Source organism: Brevibacillus sp. JNUCC-41, assembly GCF_014844095.1.
GTDB lineage: Bacteria > Bacillota > Bacilli > Bacillales > DSM-1321 > Peribacillus > Peribacillus aracenensis.
In genome coordinates, this window is the sequence record NZ_CP062163.1 from 3,266,195 (window position 1) to 3,283,236 (window position 17,042).

Sequence of the window (17,042 nt, forward strand, 5' to 3'; positions counted from 1 at the left end):
TAAAGATGAGAGCCATTCATTTTGAAGAATACGGCGGACCGGAAGTACTGAAATTGACTGAAATGGAAAGGCCCGTGCCAACTGGGCATGAAGTTCTGATTGAAATCGATTGTGTCGGCGTCAATTATGCAGATACTGCCAGAAGGGAAGGGCAATATGTAGTACCTACGCCGCTTCCGTTCATTCCAGGTGCGGAAGTGGCTGGCGTTGTGGTGGAAGTTGGTGGAAAAGTGACCAAAATCAAACCTGGTACAAGGGTCGTGAGTTTAATTGAATCTGGTGGATATTCAGAATATGCTCTTTCGGATGAATTCTCGGCCATTCCGCTTCCTGATTCCATTCCGTTCCATGAAGCTGTTGCCCTGCCCCTCCAAGGTCTGAGTGCCTATCATATTCTAAAGACAATGGGACGCATGCAAAAGGGGGAAACGGTATTGGTCCATGCTGCTGCAGGTGGAGTGGGAACGATTGCCGTACAATTAGCCAAAATCTTCGGGGCTGGAAAAGTGATTGCCACCGCCAGCACAGTGGAAAAGTTGGAACTGGCTAAATCGATGGGGGCAGATGAACTTATCGATTACACGAAAGAAGGATGGGAAATGAAAGTCCGTGAGGTCACGTCCGGCAAGGGAGTAGACGTGGCGCTGGAAATGGCAGGAGGGGATGTTTTCAATAAAACATTGAAATGTTTGGCTCCATTTGGACGTCTTGTTGTTTTTGGTAATGCCAGTCGTAAGCCTTATACGATGAATCCGCAGCAATTGATGAGGCGCAATCAATCCGTCGTAGGTTTTTTCCTGCCACAGATCATGAAACATCCAGATTTGCTGTTGCCTAGCATTCAAGAGCTTTTTTCTTACGTCACGTCCGGGGAACTTAAGCTAACTATCGGCGGCATCTACCCAATTGAAAAGGCAGCAGCCGTTCATGAGGAAATGAACGCCCGTCAAACGAAAGGGAAGTTGATTTTGCAGGTGAAATGAGAAGAAGGGGTGTATATGATGCACCCCTTCTATTTTAATTGGATTTCATTAGTTCCTTAAACCCTCAAGAAGGATTCAATCCGTATCAGTGCTCACGTCCTTATCGGGATGCATGAAAGGTGGCTGCGGCGCTTTTTTAGCCTCTAATAGTTCACGGTTTTCAGTTGAATTCCAGCCTATATCATTGGTGGGGTGTATCCATTCGTCTCCAGCCATGATTTCCGGGTCAGTATTTTCGCTCCAATTTTCGAGTGGAGAGTTTTCAGATGCATATTTACTGTCGCCGATGACGACTCCATAATCATTGACGAATGGAGCCTGTGGTATTATGCCGGTTCCCTTAAAGCTTGGTGCGTTAATTTGGTGTGGTTGTGTATCGTCGACAACCGGTGACTCCAATTTCTTTTTCATGTAGTGTCTCCCTTTCCGTTTTACGGTTATTTTTCTCCTCTGTCCCTATATTATCCCTGAATAATTTCAGGCATTTTTACCCCATTCTAAAATGTAAACTATATGAAAAGGATGGATGAAAATGAAACGGAAAGCCAATGTGGATGGTGCTGTCAAAGCAAGTAAAACGCCAAAAAGAAACCAAGCTGAAAATGAATTTTCCAATGAGTTCGCATTGGAGGAAAACACAATGAAAGGTGCCAACCGTAATTCGAAGCAAGGCAGAAAAGGAAGAAGTTAATGGATAAAGAAAAACAGAACAGCCAGGAAAAGCTGGGGCAACATGTACGAACTGAATTTGGAATCGAATTCAGCGGCGATATGAACGCAACCAAAATTTATGAAATTTTGGCAAAAGAAAATAAAAAACGTGATAGTGATAAGTAAATAAGGACGGACCCAATTTTTGGGTCCGTCCTTATTCTTATAAAATGATGCTGCCAGATTTTGAGAGAGGGAATATCGTTGATCCCTTACCACTCGGATCAAAATAGGCAAGCATGAACGAAGGTTTCTCGACAATCATTCCCTCAGATAAATACGTTTCCAAATCAAAGGGAAGTGCCTCGAGCAATGTGTGTTTGTGTATTTCTTTTTCATTAAGCGACAAAGCTGCGAAAGAGGAACCAAGCTGTTCAGGATTATTCAGAATCTCTTCATATATCTCTTTCCTACCACTTTTATCTAATGAAGCTTCCCACCAAGGTTTACGTGGTTTGTATTTCTGATTCATGAAATAATCCAATTTCATGAGTCCGATAATGTTTTTCAGTTCAGCAGATTCCCGAGAAGCCAAAAACTGCTGTAAACGTCTGAACAAGTCTTCGAGCTGATGGCCGATTCGTGACCAGCCTTGTTCATCCCAATAGGTACCGAAATCTTGAAAGAAGTCGAATGGTGATTGAAATACCGTTTTGACAAGATATTCTGTTGTATGATCCATTCTATGGTCGTTCCAGTATTTTTCAAGGACATCTTCAACCTGTTTAATTCGGACAATGTCATCAAAGGATAAGACATTATTTCCTAGGATTTCATAGGGAGCATGTTCGCTGTATATATATTGGTGTTCAGCGGCGCGTATCCGTAAGCCAGTTCCACGAAGCATCTTTAAGAAACCGAGCTGCATCTCTTCGGGTCTGAGCTCGAAAACATCATTGAAAGTCTTTCTGAAAGAGTGATAATCTTCTTCTGGTAAACCGGCAATAAGGTCTAAATGTTGATCAATTTTTTGCCCTTCTTTAACCATGGTTACGGTCCTTGTCAGTTTTTCGAAGTTCTGCCTTCTCATTACTAGATCATTCGTATGATCATTTGTCGATTGTACCCCTATTTCAAAGCGGAACAGTCCTGCAGGGGCATTATCGTTCAAGAACTGGATAACTTCCGGACGCATGATGTCCGCCGTGATCTCGAACTGGAAAACTACACCGGGAAGATGTTCATCGATTAAGAATTGAAACATCTCCATGGCATAGCTTCGGCTAATATTGAAGGTTCGGTCAACGAACTTAATGGTCTTTGCACCATTAGCCATAAGGTATCTGATATCTTCTTTAATCTTCTCACGATCAAAATACCTGACACCCACTTCAATCGATGAAAGGCAAAATTGGCAGCTGAACGGGCACCCTCGGCTAGTTTCGATATAGGTGACACGTTTAGATAGGTCTCCGCGGTCTTCCTCCAAACGATATGGAGAAGGGAGGGATTTCAAATCAACCTTGCCGTTCTGAGGCTGGATGATTTTTTTTCCATCCTGTCGATACGCAATGCCGCCTACCTTCTTATAGTCATTCGAACCTTCAATTTCAGATAAAAGAGCCTTGAAAGTGACTTCACCTTCGCCAATTACGATGAAATCAGCCCCGGGAATCTGATCAAGCCATTCCCCGACATCATAGGTGACTTCAGGTCCGCCGAGAATGATAACCAATTCTGGATTGATCTTCTTCAGCATGGCTACGACTTTCATTGTTTCTTCGATGTTCCAAATATAGCAGCTGAACCCTATGACATCGGGTTTTTTGGAATGAAGATCACCAACTATGTTCATAATTGGATCTTTTATCGTATATTCTGCCAGCTGTACATCATAATCGGGCTGGGCATAAGCTTTTAAATATCGGATGGATAGCGATGTATGGATATATTTTGCGTTAAGAGTACTGATTATTATATTCATGTTAAAGGGCGTAAAAGAAACGCCTGGCTCCTTTCGTGTACATGTCTTTTTAAGCCAACAAGCACTAACGAGTAATTTTACCATAGCGTGCTCCATTTGAAAAATGGGTTATGGTATTGACGGGGAATCTTTTCAGCTTGAAAGCGAAATGAAATGGAATTTGAAAAAACGGATGAAGCAGAAAATGCTTCATCCGTTTTATTTAAAAAGCTTGTTTAATATACTCTTTCGTTTTAGTCATGAAACGTTTTGTTTTGGTCGCTTTCAATTCGATGATCGGCTGCGCCATGGTAGCGATCATTTCGCTAGATAATAACACGGTAATCATGAAAGAGAGGCCGGCGAGCATGATAAAGCTCTCTGTATTGCTGAAGTATTCCTGGATGGTGCTTTCACGGAAAAACCGGATGAAGAAACCATGCAGCAGATAGACATAAAGGGTTTGTTTACCCCAGTTCGTAAAGAAATATTGTCCGCGTGGAATGAACGAAAGGAAGCTGAACACTGAAATTATGCTCAATCCATAAAATCCTAGGCGTTTAAACATGGACACGATTGTCGCATCTTCAAGTTCGGCATATGGTTTCGAACCGAGCAGCCATTTATAATTGATATCGCCATTTAAATAAAAACCGATAAAAATCACTAACATGACACTAAGTGAAGCCAAACGGACTTTGGGTGTGAATAGTTTTTTTAAATGTTCCTTGCTTAAATGGTACCCGATCAAAAACATCGGGAAAAAAACGAATGTCCTGGAGAGACTAAGGTAATTGGAGATATTGTCAATATATCCAATCAATAAAGCGATTAAAAAAGATAAACCTATGCCTACTGATGGCTTTAGCTTTGAGAAACCAAGGAGCATGATGTTCCAACAGAATAAACTGATCAGGAACCATAGCGACCATTGGGGGTCAAGCAGGTCTACAGTGATGGCAGAACGTTCATATAAGAAATAGTAGTAAACGGTATAGATCAATTGGAAAATGATATAGGGCAATATCAATTTTTTCGTAATTTTACCTAAATACCCTTTTTGATAAAAACCTTTCGCAAAGAACCCTGAAACAAGGATAAAGGCAGGCATGTGAAAGGAATAAATGGTTTTATATAAAGCGTATATCGTTTCACTGTCATGTATATACGTATTCAGCAAATGTCCAAAGACGACAAAAGCCATGAGAATGAACTTGGCGTTATCGAAGAAAAAATCACGTTGTTTCATCGTTGCCTCCATTTAATAAATTTTTAAGGTAGCTAGAAAGCGTTGTTATTCCTTATACCCTAAATACCTTGTACTAAATCAATATTTATTAAACTTATTATAAATACCTTAAATTAAGCTTAACGCTAAGTTTTAGAGTGTTCAATATACTATAATTTGATATAGATGATAATTTTGGAATGATGTGATTGCGCCGATTTTCGAAAAATACCGAGGAAAATCAAGATGGATGTCGAATAAAGTTGGTAAGTATCGGTTTTGATGAGGGGGGTTAATATGAAAGTCGGTTATGAGAATGAATCGGAATATAAACAGGAAATTTTAAAATTGAATAAACAGATCGAAGGGTTTTTGAACATTTTCAATTCGATGTCAGAGCCTTATATTAGGGTTGATGAGGAACTGCGTCTCACTTATGCCAATGATGCCGCTTGCGCCCTGCTGGAAACCGCGAAAGAACAGCTGGAGTCCATGAAGATAACTGATTTTCTCGATGTCATCCCTTTAAATAACCAGGTAGTGTCAAGTTCCCTAAAAACCTCGAATGAAAGTGAAAGGCAAATTATCCAACTACATACCGGAGCCCTTAAGCAAATAGAGTTCATGCCTATAGGCTCACTTTTCGAAGGACAGCAGTTCTACCGTTTGGGGGATGTGACATTGGATGTTTCTTCATCAAGGGAAACAAGGATGTCAAGGCAGATGTTTTTGGACATTTTCGATACAGCCATAGAAAGCATCGTTCTATTCGACAGTTCAGGAATAATAATGGAAGTAAACCATGCCTTTATCCATGTCTTGGGCATCCCGAAAAAAGAGATTGTCGGCAAGAATATGAGGGGCCTCATATCCCCAAATTATAGGGAATATTGGGATGAGAGCATACAAAGGGCCTTTGATGAGTCGAACTTCAAAGGAGAGGTAGAGATAAAGGTTGGGGATGAACTGCATCATTTCACTTTCTCGATAAGTTCAACGGTAGGAAATGAATTATATATGTCGGTGCTTCGAAAAATTACAGAATCAAATATAATAGAAAAAAAGTTAGAGACGAGCGAAAGGATTTTTGCCGAATTATTCGACCAGTCCATGGACGCAATCATATTCTGGAATGATGACGGGATCATTTTTCGGGTCAATCATTCAGCATGTAAAATATTCGAATCCAGCAGAGAGGATTTGATTGGCAGTCATATCTGGAAATACGTGTACAGCAATAAAAACCACTTTAGCCAGATGATGGAAACATTTGAAAGAGACACCCAGGTGCGGGGTGAGCTGATTTATAAAATGCCTAATAACCAAATTAAATTGCTTGAATTGACTGCCAAAAAACATGAAGGTGACGGATATAACGTAACGATCTTTCGAAATGTCAGTGAGCGTTGGCTGATTGAGAAGGAATTAAGGGATAGTGAAAAGAAGTTCAGGAAGATTTTTGAGGGAACATTAGATGGCTTGATATTATGGAATCATGAAGGGTTCACCGATATTAATGAAGCTGGGCAGAAAATATTGGAGATTTCAAAGCGCAAACTGCTATCTATATCTATACAGGGCTTCATCGAAAAAATTCCTGAAAATGCTCCTGTCTTGAACGCTCACATTGAAAATGTTTATAAGCATGAGGTCTACTCTTCCATCATTCCGATAACATTCGAAGATGGAAGGGTTAAGCATATTGAATTTTTGACGAGGAAAAATCTATATTCGAACCTGAATTTAAGCATTTTCCGTGATGTGAGTAAAAATCTCGAAATGCAGGAACAAATCCGAAAATCGGATACTTTGAATGTCGTTGGTGAATTGGCGGCCGGAATTGCTCACGAAATCAGGAATCCAATGACAGCCTTAAAAGGTTTTATCCAGTTGCTTGAAGATGGTGTGAAAGGGGAGTTTTCCACATATTTTCATGTGATTACTTCCGAAATTAAGCGAATCGAAACCATTATAACGGAATTCTTGGTACTGGCAAAACCGCAGGCGCTAAAAATTTTCAAACAGGATGTTCATACCATATTGAGGGAGACACTGGAATTACTGGCCGCTCAGGCACTATTGGAAAATATTCAATTCGAGACAGACTTTGAAGAAGATGAATTTAACGTTTTATGTGAAGCGAACCAGTTAAAGCAAGTGTTCATTAACATCATCAAAAATGCATTGGAAGTCATGCCGGATGGGGGATCTGTTTCCATTAAAACAAACCGGTTTTCAGAGAAATACGTTTGCATTTCTATTACCGACAAAGGAATGGGGATTTCAACGGAAATGCTAAAAAAATTGGGTGAACCTTTTTATACGACGAAAGATAGGGGAACCGGGCTCGGGCTCATGGTCAGCTATAAAATCATTGAAGAGCACAATGGCTATATAGAAGTGGAAAGCGAAGTGGGAAAAGGGACGAGCTTTCATATTTATTTGCCATTCGAGTAATGCAGAAGGGAGTGTTCCAAACTTTTTTAGTTAATGGAAATTATATGGAATTTTCATCAATTAATGGGAATCCTTTATTGGATTCCTTTTTTTATATTATCTTAGAATCACAATTGAGGGTTGTAACAATGAACTCCATTATAGAAAAGCTGCTGAAGTTTAAGTTGGAAAATAAGAATGACATCCAAATTGCAGAACTTTCGAATCGATTTTCGGAGCGGGCTTCATATGAACTTGTCCTAATCTATAAGAGGTCCATGATTAGAAATTTCCGTCATATCCTGTCTGCTGGTGATTAAAGCACTATCGCAATTTAAGAAGTTTTGTCTTTTTTTGCGAATCTATTTACATATAAGGCATATTTTGTAATACTTCTTTATTATAATGTAACTTTAAAAAGGCAGGAGTAGTGAATGTTGTTATGAATTCTAGGTGTGCAACGGAAATTTGTTCTGAGATTCGAATGAAGCGTTGGGAAATGATGGAGTTGGCCAAAATGTATGGGCTAAATCATGAGAATACCCTTCGCCAAAGTGAGCAGCTTGACAAACTTATAAATGAGTATTTGATCCTTCAACATCATTCATCAGTGGAAGTGAGAAATAAGCGGGAAGAAATGGTCGTTATTGTGCAGCAGCCCTTTAATGACGACATTACCTTTTAGTGGGGATTTGAATGCATGCATGACTTTTTAAAGTAGCAGGCAAGGAGACAAGCAACTTTGTGTGATTTCTGGTGAAATGAACCTTTGCAAACATATCCGAAAACAATTAATGAAAGACTTATATAAACAAGACAATATATCTTTTGAATTTCCTATGGATTTGGGGTATATATCGAGGGGAGGCCACCAGAAGGTGTCCTTCATGTATCGGGATTGGTTTAGAAGTCTTAATTTTTCTGAATGGATTACACTGATAAATAAAAAGTAAGAGCTGACTCATTTGATGGAGCCAGCCATGGAAGTTCGGGAATTACAAAACTTCCAATAATATGACCATGAATAAAAGGCCGACAATGAAGGAATAGGTAGATGTGCGTTCATTGCCATCCCCATGGCTTTCAGGAATCAATTCCTTATAAACGATGAAAAGCATGGCCCCGGCGGCGAAAGCTAGGCCGTATGGGACCAGGAACCCAATGTAAGAGGTTAAATAAAAACCTAGTAAGCCAGTAATTATTTCGATGGTACCGGTTAAGGTTGCTATCAGGAACGCTGTGAGTTTACCGATTTTTTGATTAATTAAAAACAAGGCCACTAGTAAGCCTTCCGGAGCATTTTGCAGGCCGATGGCAAAAGCGATCAAATTACCTGTATCAGCACTATCAGAGGCGTAACTGACCCCAACAGAAAGACCCTCAGGAATATTATGGAGTGTAATGGCAGTGATGATGAGCAAAGCCTTTTCATCGAACTGAATGCCACTTTTCGTATGGCTGAGATCGATATGAGGAATGTTTTTTTCCATGATCGTTAATGTCATTACTCCGAGAAAAACCCCAATGACTAGCGGCACAAACCCTCCGGTGGCCAGAGACTCAGGAATCAGGCTCAATAACGAAGCAGCCATCATAATTCCAGCCGTAAATGCCAGAAGCGTGTCTCTGAATCGATGTGTGATTGAACCTTGAATGAACAAGATTGGTAACGCACCAAAACCTGTAGACATTGCAGAAAGGATGCTGCCTAATAAAACTCCACTCATAAATTTCTCCTTTTTGTATGGAACGTATCGTTACTCATTAGTGAATTTTTGGGTGGAACAATAATTTATTGTATTTAGACATAAAGAAAATGTTCCAGTAAAAAACCATTTTGCAGTCATTCTTCTGCATACCATTTTTTCAATGTCAGATCAGTCGGCAGCAGTATGCTGATGATTCCCAGTAGTGGCAGGAATCCCACTAGCTTAATCATGGATCCGATTCCGATTATATCTGCAATGGCTCCCAATGAAACGGATCCAATGGCACCCATTCCAAAGGCTAACCCCACTGTCAAGCCTGCCATCGTTCCGACTTTTCCAGGGACCAATTCCTGTGCGTATATTACAGTGACGGAAAAACTGCTCATTATAATGAATCCCGCCATCAATAATAAAATAAAAGCGGCTGTTGGAGGTACGAATGGTAAAAGTGCGGTTATTGGCATACTGGCAGAGAAAGAAAAGAATATGATATTTTTACGCCCGAATCTATCAGCAAGCGGACCTCCGAAAAATGTACCTACAGCACCGGCAGCCAAAAAGGCAAATAGGAAAAATTGTGCGGATTTTATCGTGAACGAATACTGCTCGATCAAATAAAAACTGTAAAAGTTCGTCATGCACGATACATACCAGGAACGGGCAAAGATTATGAATAAAATCAATACCAGGGCTTTGGCCACTTTATGGGTCCGCTCTTTATTGATTATTTTTGCAGCAAGCTTTTTAGGCTGGAAGTGAACTAATTTTTGGGAATACCACTTGGCAATATACAGCAATAGGATAACGGCCAATAAGGCAACCAAGGCAAACCAGAGTGCACCTTTTTGACCAAAAGGAACAAGCACGATGGCAGTGATGAGTGGGGCAAGTGCCTGCCCGCTATTCCCGCCGACTTGATAAATTGATTGTGCCAGGCCTCTTTTTGGTCCGCCTGCCATATAGGCAACTCTGGAGCCTTCGGGATGGAATATGGCCGACCCTAAGCCCATCAAGATGACTGCACCAAGGATAATGCTATAGTTAGGGGCAATTGCGAGTATGATGACCCCGATTAAAGTACTGGTCAACCCAATGGGCAATGCATATGGAAATGGCCTTTTATCCGTATAGAACCCGACTGCCGGCTGCAGGAGCGATGAGACGATATTCAGGCAGAATGCAATCATTCCCAGCTGTGTATATGTTAGCGACATTGATTTTTCGAGGATTGGGAACATGGCTGGTACGACGGCCTGAAGAGAATCATTCATTAAATGGCAAATGCCAATGACAATCATGATTTTCAGAGTCATATCTTGTTTTTGCGGTTTTGTTTTAATGGCAGCGATACTTCCCATCTGTATATTTCCTTCTTCCTGATTAAGTTTTTTACCTATTCCATAAATAGATTCAAGAAGCATGCACCGTATGCATGACACCTTTAAATAAATCGGAATCGTTACTGGTCTTCATAAAAAAATGAAACTCTTCAAAGTATTGCTAATGGTGGTCTTTTATCAACGGTAAGCTGATTGTTACGGTTGTACCGTTCAGAGGTTTACTTGAAAACTCGATGGTACCGTTAAAAGATTCAATTATTCGTTTACACACAAATAGCCCTAATCCCGTTCCTTCCTTTTTCGATGTATAGAAGGGATCGAACACTTTGCCTATTTCTTTTTCACTCAGTCCTTGCCCGGTGTCGCTGATCATGATTTTAGCCCATTCATTTTCATGGTGAATTCGAATCCTTAACTTTTTCCCAACTTCCATGGCCTCGAAACCGTTTTTGGCAATGTTGAGAATGACTTGTTTAAGTTGGTCCTTTGTACAATGAACCAGGATCGGCTCCTTCATGATTTTCCATTCCACTTCAATATTGAAGTGGCGTGCTTCTGATTCTATTATTGGTCTCAATTCTGCAATGATACTGCGAATATCATGTATGGATAAAGTCTGGGCCATCGGCTTCCCTAAAATCAAAAATTCGCTGACGATACTATTGATCCGTTCAATTTCCTTCATGATGACAGAATAATAGAACTGATCTTGTTCTTCGGGGTGTTTTTCAACCAATAACTGCACTAGCCCCTTTATGCCGGTAAGTGGGTTTTTTATTTCATGTGCAGTACTGGCAGCCAATGTACCGACGAATTCTATTTTTTGCCTTTCATTTAGTAACTTTTGGTTTTTGGCATTCCTGCGAATGATCAGTTCCTCCACGATGGTATAAATCATGTGAGCAAAAAAGAAGGTGAAAAAGACAAGCATTAAAAAAACATTCATGTTATTTGTGCTAATCTTGTCGGGCAATTTGACGGATAGTTTCCAATCGACTTCGGTTAAAGGAACATCCACCCATTTAGAATGTTCAGTGAATCCTTCGGCATTTCTATCTAAAATTCGGGTTTTGTCCTTTGTTTCCAATATAAAGGTTTGACCAGGGCTGAGAATCTTTAATATATTTTCCATATGATCCAGCCTGATATGTGCCAATAAAAACCCTTGCACTTTTTTATCATGATTCAGAATGGGAGCAAAAATGGAAAAATAATTGTAATCAGGGTTATATAGCTCCTTTGTTCCTGCAACAACGGCTTTTTGGGTTTTTACTGCAAGTTCTAAATCATTCTGTTCAATTAGATAGTAATGATTGAAATTCTTATTCGACCCTGAAATGGAGACACCGTTTCGATTTAGCCAATATATTCCTGCATACCTGGAATCTGTATCTTTGATCCATTTCATAAGAAGTTCGGTTTTTTTGTTATCCATATAAAGCACGGAACTGCTAAGGCTAAGCAGTTCAAGGTTTGCCTTCGTTTCTCTGATAAATTGATCTATGTATTCTTGATAAACCGTTACCGTCCATTCAGCTTGTTCCTGTCTTTCTTTTTGAATAGAACGTTCTAAATGCACCCAATAAATGATTGAGAGAATAATTAATGGTAAAATAACAATAAGTAGATATGTGGTGAATTTATGCCTTGTTTTCATGATTGTCACTACTTTAGCTTTTTTTTCAAGTATATCAAAATGAATGATTAAACAATAGTGCATACTAACAGGGGAGATTGACAAAAAAGTCTTTATGCCATATAATAACTTTTAATTCAAGATATTTTAATTAAAAATTTTAAGGTTGTGAAGTTATGGAGAATAATAACATCCAACAGTCTTTGAAACTGTTCATTGTGATGTCTAGAGCCCATCGTTCAATAAATGATGTGGTAAATAAACATATAGCAGAAGAGGGTTTGAATCCAACTGAGTTCGCAGTACTGGAATTACTTTATCATAAAGGGGATCAGCCCCTGCAGCAAATAGGCGGAAAAATCCTGCTAGCTAGCGGCAGCATTACCTATGTCGTGGATAAACTTGAACAGAAGGAATATCTACAGCGAATAGCATGTAAAGAGGATCGCCGTGTAACCTTTGCAAAAATAACGGATAAAGGAAAGGCCTTTATTGAAGGAGTATTTCCTGAGCATGAAAAAAGAATCGATGATATCATGAGTGTACTTACACACGATGAAAAGGACACTGTTATCGAATTGCTTAAAAAGATTGGGTATTCCGCTCAAAATTAGCTAAAGAACCAGCACCCGGATTTGACTGCAGGTGCTGGTTTTTTATTTCTGATAAAATCTGAATTTGTTTTGAGGACATAAAGGTTTTTAACAACGCTGTGGCGAATTAAATTATATTACGATAACCGCGATAATGGTGAATGTGTCTTGAAAACGAATTCGATAAATCACGTTACTTAGGTTGAATTATATCGTGAAAAGGAGCGTACATATGAAATTTAATGAGTATGAATATAAACGTCCTGAAATGGATGAAATTAAATCCCGATTCATGAAAGCTTTGGAAAAGTTTACTGACGCCGCTAATGCTGATGCGCAAATAAAAGCCATGGAAGAAATAAATGAAATCCGAAATTATGTGGGTACGATGTTCAATTTGGTCTATATACGGCATTCCATTGATACGAATGATGATTTTTATAAAGCTGAGAATGATTATTTAGATGACTTCTCCCCTGAAATGGAAGAGTTAACCTCAAAATTTTACAATGAACTCGTTCGCTCGAAATTTCGTAAGGAGCTTGAGAAGAAATGGGGAACTCAACTATTTGACCTGGCAGAGGCCCAACTCAAAACTTTTTCGCCCGAAATCATCCCACAGCTGCAAAAAGAAAATAAATTATCAAGTGAATATTCGCAATTGATTGCCTCTGCAAAAATTCGCTTTGATGGAAAAGAATTAACACTTGCGCAGCTTCAGCCTTTTATGGAGTCCTCGGACCGTGAGTTAAGGAAAAATGCAAGTGAGGCATATTACGGTTTCTTTGAAGAAAAACAGGAGGAATTGGATCGTATATTCGATGACCTAGTCAAGGTGAGGCATGGAATTTCGACAGCGCTAGGTTATGGGAATTTCGTGGAACTTGGGTATTATCGAATGACTCGGACTGATTATGATGCTGAAATGGTTGCTGCATTCCGCAAGCAGGTTAAAGAGGAAGTGGTACCGCTTGTCACCCGGCTGAAGGGACGTCAGCGCAAACGTCTTGGATTGGAGAAACTGAACTATTATGATGAGAATTTTCATTTCAGAACGGGTAATGCCATTCCAAAAGGCGATGCTGAGTGGATCATCGAAAATGGGAAAAGGATGTACCAGGAGCTTTCGCCTGAAACTAATCGGTTTTTCAACTATATGATTGATAATGACCTGATGGACCTTGTGGCGAAGAAAGGAAAAGAAAGCGGTGGCTATTGTACTTTTATAGAAGACTATAAAGCTCCGTTCATCTTTTCTAATTTCAACGGTACTTCCGGGGATATAGATGTTTTGACGCATGAGGCAGGCCATGCATTCCAAGTGTATCGCAGCCGTGAACTTGACATTCCTGAGTATTATTGGCCAACATATGAAGCATGTGAAATCCATTCGATGAGCATGGAATTTTTAACTTGGCCATGGATGGAGCTGTTTTTCAAGGAAGATACGGAAAAGTATAAGTTTTCCCATTTAAGCGGTGCGCTCATATTCCTCCCGTATGGGGTAGCTGTTGATGAATTTCAGCATTTTGTCTATGAAAATCCTGATGCCTCCCCCGTTGAAAGAAAGCAGGCTTGGCGTAAGATCGAGATGGAATATTTGCCACATCGGGATTATGAAGGAAATGAATTCCTGGAGAATGGCGGGTATTGGCAGCGGCAAAGCCACATTTATCAATCACCTTTCTATTATATCGATTATACATTGGCCCAAATTTGTGCTTTCCAATTCTGGAAAAGGTCGACTGAAAAAGATGAAACGGCTTGGGGGGATTATTTGAATCTGTGCCAACTTGGAGGCAGCAAGTCGTTCCTTGATCTCGTTGAATCTGCGAATCTGAATTCCCCATTTGATGATGGTACTGTACAGTCCGTGGTGAAGGTGATAGACGAATGGCTCTCCAATGTAGATGATAAGGCATTATGAAATATTAGTTGTATGATACGAACGCTTGGAGATTATTCCAAGCGTTTTTTTATCTTTCATACGTTCGGAATGTTGGGCATGAAAAGTGGTGATTTTCGCTCCACAGAGAAATGCATAGCGAGTTTCATACTTCATAATGAGAGAATGTTAGCCCAAGACAAAAACAGCCGACGAAAGGAATATTGCTCGGCTTGTCTTAAATGTCTCTTTCTTACATATAAATGTAGGGAGGAGGGGAGAGTATGCTGTCAAGGTGGTCAGGGAGTTTTCAGATTGCAGCAGTTTATGTAGGCACAGTCGTCGGTGCAGGATTTGCAACTGGAAAAGAGATTGTCGAGTTTTTTACCCGTTATGGCTTTTATGGCTTTATCGGGATTTTAATAGCAGGTTATATTTTCATTTTCACGGGGACGAAAATCATGCTCATTTCCACAAGGATAAGAGCATCTTCCTATGAGGAGTTCAATCAATTTCTTTTTGGGAGGAAAATAGCGGGAATCATCAACTTCTTTTTCCTTATCATGCTGTTGGGAGTGACGGCTGTCATGATTTCGGGTTCAGGAGCCGTTTTCGAAGAACAACTTGGCGTGCCTAAAAGTATAGGAAGTTGGTCTACGATCATACTGGCATCCTTGGTCCTGATGATGGGCATGCGCGGTGTTTTCACTGTGAATTCTTTTGTTGTACCAATCATGATCTGCTTTAGCTTGATCCTTTTTTTCTCGACTTTGGATAATGGGGATTTCTTTAAGACACTTACAAAAGTTCCTGATGAAGGGATCACCGTGAAAATGATTTTGTCACCATTTGCCTATACAGCCTTTAACCTTGCTTTGGCACAGGCTGTACTGGTTCCGGTTGCGTATGAAGTTCGAGATGAGAAGGTCATTAAACATGGTGCAATTCTTGGAGGGATATTCCTGACGATCATTTTATTGACGGGGCATTTTTCACTTATGACACTTCCTGACGTGAATAGATATGAAATTCCTTCAGCTGTTATTATGAGAACGGCAGCCAGTCAGTTATATTGGATGTTCATTTTAGTGATTTACGGGGAGATATTCACTTCGGTCATCGGAAACATTTATGGATTACAGAGGCAAATCAGCAATTATATTAAATTGCCAAGCATGATGATCATAGCGGTGATTTTTTTAATAGCTTTGATCATCAGTGAATTCGGATATGGAAGATTACTAGGATATATTTATCCGGTTTTTGGATACATAAGTCTCCTTTTTTTAATATTGGTCTGGAAAAGCAAGGCGGGGAAGGAGTAATGAAGAATGGAGGGCCTGTCCTTAGCCCTCCTTATCTATGTTCACCTTTTCATCAGCGTCTTAGCCATCACTAGAAATGCATCCCGGTAATCTCTATCTTTTTTCGTGAATATAGTTAAGCGGACAGGTGATTTTTCATCCTTGAGCAATATGGAAGTGATCACATCATCGCCGCTTTCCACTTCAAAGCCCGTTCCGCTCTCGACATCAAGTGAAGGATCGTTAATTGTTTCTGAAATGCTTTTCAGCTGGGCTTGTACATTTTTTTCCACCTCATCCCAATTGACATCCGTCTTCAACAATTCGATTCTCATATAAATGGAGTCATCTTCAGTCAGGAACACAATATCCTTTCCTGGTTCTTCGGCACTTAACCTGAATTGTTGCAAAACATAGAGGCTGAACGGTTGGTTATCACTTCTTTTTAGGAAAGCTGTTTTTTCTTTTGCTTCCCCGTTAATTGTATACTGCAGATTTTGCTCCATCAGTCTTACTTTGTTATCACTTCGGTTATCGTGATTATCTCTTTGAGAGGTGTTGCCTTCATTCCCCTCTTTTACTGTGTCTTCCCGTGTCTCATCTGTATTTTCATCTGTGGCTGTACCGCAGCCAGTCAGAAGAAAAACGGCGAATGTGACACAGCCAATATAACGTGTCCAACTAGGCATGTGTTTCCCTCATCTTTCTGATTGAAATTCCAATCTGAATTTGGAGAACCTGCATCAAATACAGGTATTTTACCCTTTAATTAATTAGACGGAATGAAATGGAAATGGTTACAAAAAGCGGGAGAACCAAGTTGCAGGATTGCGATAAAGTGAAAAACGAGATGGTCATCTAGTAACCATCCCGTTTGAGTACATTCAATCATCCTATGATTTTATAATTTTTATGGTTGACGACGGTTTTCTGTTCAAGTTCCAGATCACGATAATTTTCCATATACGTGACGTCTACGATTACTGAGTTCTCGTTCACTTTCTCGACGATTCCTTTTAAGCCTTCTCTAAATTCAATGATATTTCCAACTTCCGCTTTCTTCATGGCAATCATCCTTTCCCATTTTGTTTCCAATGATCAAAAAGTAACTATGGAGTAATTGGATTATTCGAACATCTTGCGGTTTAGATTTTGACGTGGGAGGTGCTAGTAAGAGAAAAAGTTATCTCTTATGTCGGTACAGTAAGCTAAACTTTTAAAAGAAGGTACGATTTCTTGTAATGGAGCAGATGTAATGATATGGCATAATTTGGTATATCTTATGTACGCAGTTACGTACCAGTATGTAATTCT

At 39.8% G+C, this 17,042-nt stretch carries 17 protein-coding genes; 9 read left to right on the top strand and 8 right to left on the bottom strand.

Going from position 1 to position 17,042, the window contains the following annotated elements:
* The first annotated feature begins 5 nt into the window (after positions 1–5).
* A complete protein-coding gene (locus JNUCC41_RS15890) occupies positions 6–983 on the top strand; it encodes a quinone oxidoreductase family protein (protein ID WP_192203841.1) in 978 nt (325 codons plus the stop codon).
* Between the two features lie 75 nt (positions 984–1,058).
* On the opposite strand, the gene JNUCC41_RS15895 is transcribed toward JNUCC41_RS15890, so the two are convergent.
* Entirely contained in the window at positions 1,059–1,394 is a 336-nt protein-coding gene (locus JNUCC41_RS15895; RefSeq protein WP_192203842.1) for a DUF3905 domain-containing protein, read from the bottom strand.
* Between the two features lie 121 nt (positions 1,395–1,515).
* Between JNUCC41_RS15895 and JNUCC41_RS15900 the strand changes: the two genes are divergently transcribed.
* Together JNUCC41_RS15900 and JNUCC41_RS15905 are read left to right on the top strand one after the other, a co-directional pair.
* A complete protein-coding gene (locus tag JNUCC41_RS15900; protein WP_192208350.1) occupies positions 1,516–1,674 on the top strand; it encodes a hypothetical protein in 159 nt (52 codons plus the stop codon).
* The gene (locus JNUCC41_RS15905) at positions 1,674–1,820 is read left to right on the top strand and encodes a hypothetical protein (RefSeq protein ID WP_192203844.1); all 147 of its coding nucleotides are present in this window, start codon (positions 1,674–1,676) and stop codon (positions 1,818–1,820) included. The genes JNUCC41_RS15900 and JNUCC41_RS15905 overlap by 1 nt, the downstream gene beginning before the upstream one ends.
* A gap of 37 nt (positions 1,821–1,857) precedes the next feature.
* On the opposite strand, the gene JNUCC41_RS15910 is transcribed toward JNUCC41_RS15905, so the two are convergent.
* Both JNUCC41_RS15910 and JNUCC41_RS15915 read right to left on the bottom strand, forming a co-directional pair.
* On the bottom strand, positions 1,858–3,618 hold the full coding sequence (locus JNUCC41_RS15910; protein WP_192208189.1) for a B12-binding domain-containing radical SAM protein: 1,761 nt from the start codon (positions 3,616–3,618) through the stop codon (positions 1,858–1,860).
* A 202-nt stretch (positions 3,619–3,820) separates the two neighbouring features.
* Entirely contained in the window at positions 3,821–4,846 is a 1,026-nt protein-coding gene (locus JNUCC41_RS15915; protein WP_192203845.1) for an acyltransferase family protein, read from the bottom strand.
* A gap of 276 nt (positions 4,847–5,122) precedes the next feature.
* Here JNUCC41_RS15915 and JNUCC41_RS15920 point away from each other — a divergent pair, with 276 nt between their 5' ends.
* The 3 genes from JNUCC41_RS15920 to JNUCC41_RS15930 all read left to right on the top strand — a co-directional run bounded on the left by JNUCC41_RS15920 (position 5,123) and on the right by JNUCC41_RS15930 (position 7,946).
* Positions 5,123–7,282: a PAS domain-containing sensor histidine kinase gene (locus tag JNUCC41_RS15920; RefSeq protein ID WP_192203846.1), complete on the top strand. Its 2,160-nt coding sequence runs from the start codon at positions 5,123–5,125 to the stop codon at positions 7,280–7,282.
* 128 nt (positions 7,283–7,410) lie between these two features.
* The gene (locus JNUCC41_RS15925; RefSeq protein ID WP_192203848.1) at positions 7,411–7,581 is read left to right on the top strand and encodes a hypothetical protein; all 171 of its coding nucleotides are present in this window, start codon (positions 7,411–7,413) and stop codon (positions 7,579–7,581) included.
* 122 nt (positions 7,582–7,703) lie between these two features.
* Positions 7,704–7,946 carry an aspartyl-phosphate phosphatase Spo0E family protein gene (locus JNUCC41_RS15930; protein ID WP_192203849.1) on the top strand — a complete coding sequence of 81 codons (243 nt, stop codon included), beginning with the start codon at positions 7,704–7,706 and terminating at the stop codon, positions 7,944–7,946.
* 310 nt (positions 7,947–8,256) lie between these two features.
* Here the strand turns inward: JNUCC41_RS15930 and JNUCC41_RS15935 are convergent, their stop codons facing one another.
* From JNUCC41_RS15935 to JNUCC41_RS15945, 3 genes are all read right to left on the bottom strand, one after another.
* Positions 8,257–8,988 (bottom strand): ZIP family metal transporter, encoded by a 732-nt coding sequence (locus JNUCC41_RS15935; RefSeq protein WP_192203850.1) that lies wholly within the window; start codon positions 8,986–8,988, stop codon positions 8,257–8,259.
* 116 nt (positions 8,989–9,104) lie between these two features.
* Positions 9,105–10,328, bottom strand: coding sequence for an MFS transporter (locus JNUCC41_RS15940; protein WP_192203851.1), 1,224 nt, complete (start codon positions 10,326–10,328; stop codon positions 9,105–9,107).
* A 142-nt stretch (positions 10,329–10,470) separates the two neighbouring features.
* On the bottom strand, positions 10,471–11,967 hold the full coding sequence (locus tag JNUCC41_RS15945; protein WP_192203853.1) for a sensor histidine kinase: 1,497 nt from the start codon (positions 11,965–11,967) through the stop codon (positions 10,471–10,473).
* A gap of 155 nt (positions 11,968–12,122) precedes the next feature.
* Here JNUCC41_RS15945 and JNUCC41_RS15950 point away from each other — a divergent pair, with 155 nt between their 5' ends.
* From JNUCC41_RS15950 to JNUCC41_RS15960, 3 genes are all read left to right on the top strand, one after another.
* Complete coding sequence (locus JNUCC41_RS15950) at positions 12,123–12,560, top strand: MarR family winged helix-turn-helix transcriptional regulator (RefSeq protein WP_192203855.1); 438 nt, start codon at positions 12,123–12,125, stop codon at positions 12,558–12,560.
* A 211-nt stretch (positions 12,561–12,771) separates the two neighbouring features.
* Positions 12,772–14,466 carry a M3 family oligoendopeptidase gene (locus tag JNUCC41_RS15955; protein WP_192203856.1) on the top strand — a complete coding sequence of 565 codons (1,695 nt, stop codon included), beginning with the start codon at positions 12,772–12,774 and terminating at the stop codon, positions 14,464–14,466.
* Positions 14,467–14,708: 242 nt separating this feature from the next.
* Positions 14,709–15,749, top strand: coding sequence for a YkvI family membrane protein (locus JNUCC41_RS15960; protein WP_192203858.1), 1,041 nt, complete (start codon positions 14,709–14,711; stop codon positions 15,747–15,749).
* A gap of 41 nt (positions 15,750–15,790) precedes the next feature.
* Here the strand turns inward: JNUCC41_RS15960 and JNUCC41_RS15965 are convergent, their stop codons facing one another.
* Both JNUCC41_RS15965 and JNUCC41_RS15970 read right to left on the bottom strand, forming a co-directional pair.
* Positions 15,791–16,417, bottom strand: a complete 627-nt coding sequence (locus JNUCC41_RS15965) for a hypothetical protein (RefSeq protein ID WP_192203860.1) — start codon at positions 16,415–16,417, stop codon at positions 15,791–15,793.
* A gap of 199 nt (positions 16,418–16,616) precedes the next feature.
* On the bottom strand, positions 16,617–16,793 hold the full coding sequence (locus JNUCC41_RS15970) for a YkvS family protein (protein WP_064505160.1): 177 nt from the start codon (positions 16,791–16,793) through the stop codon (positions 16,617–16,619).
* Between the last annotated feature and the right edge of the window lie 249 nt (positions 16,794–17,042).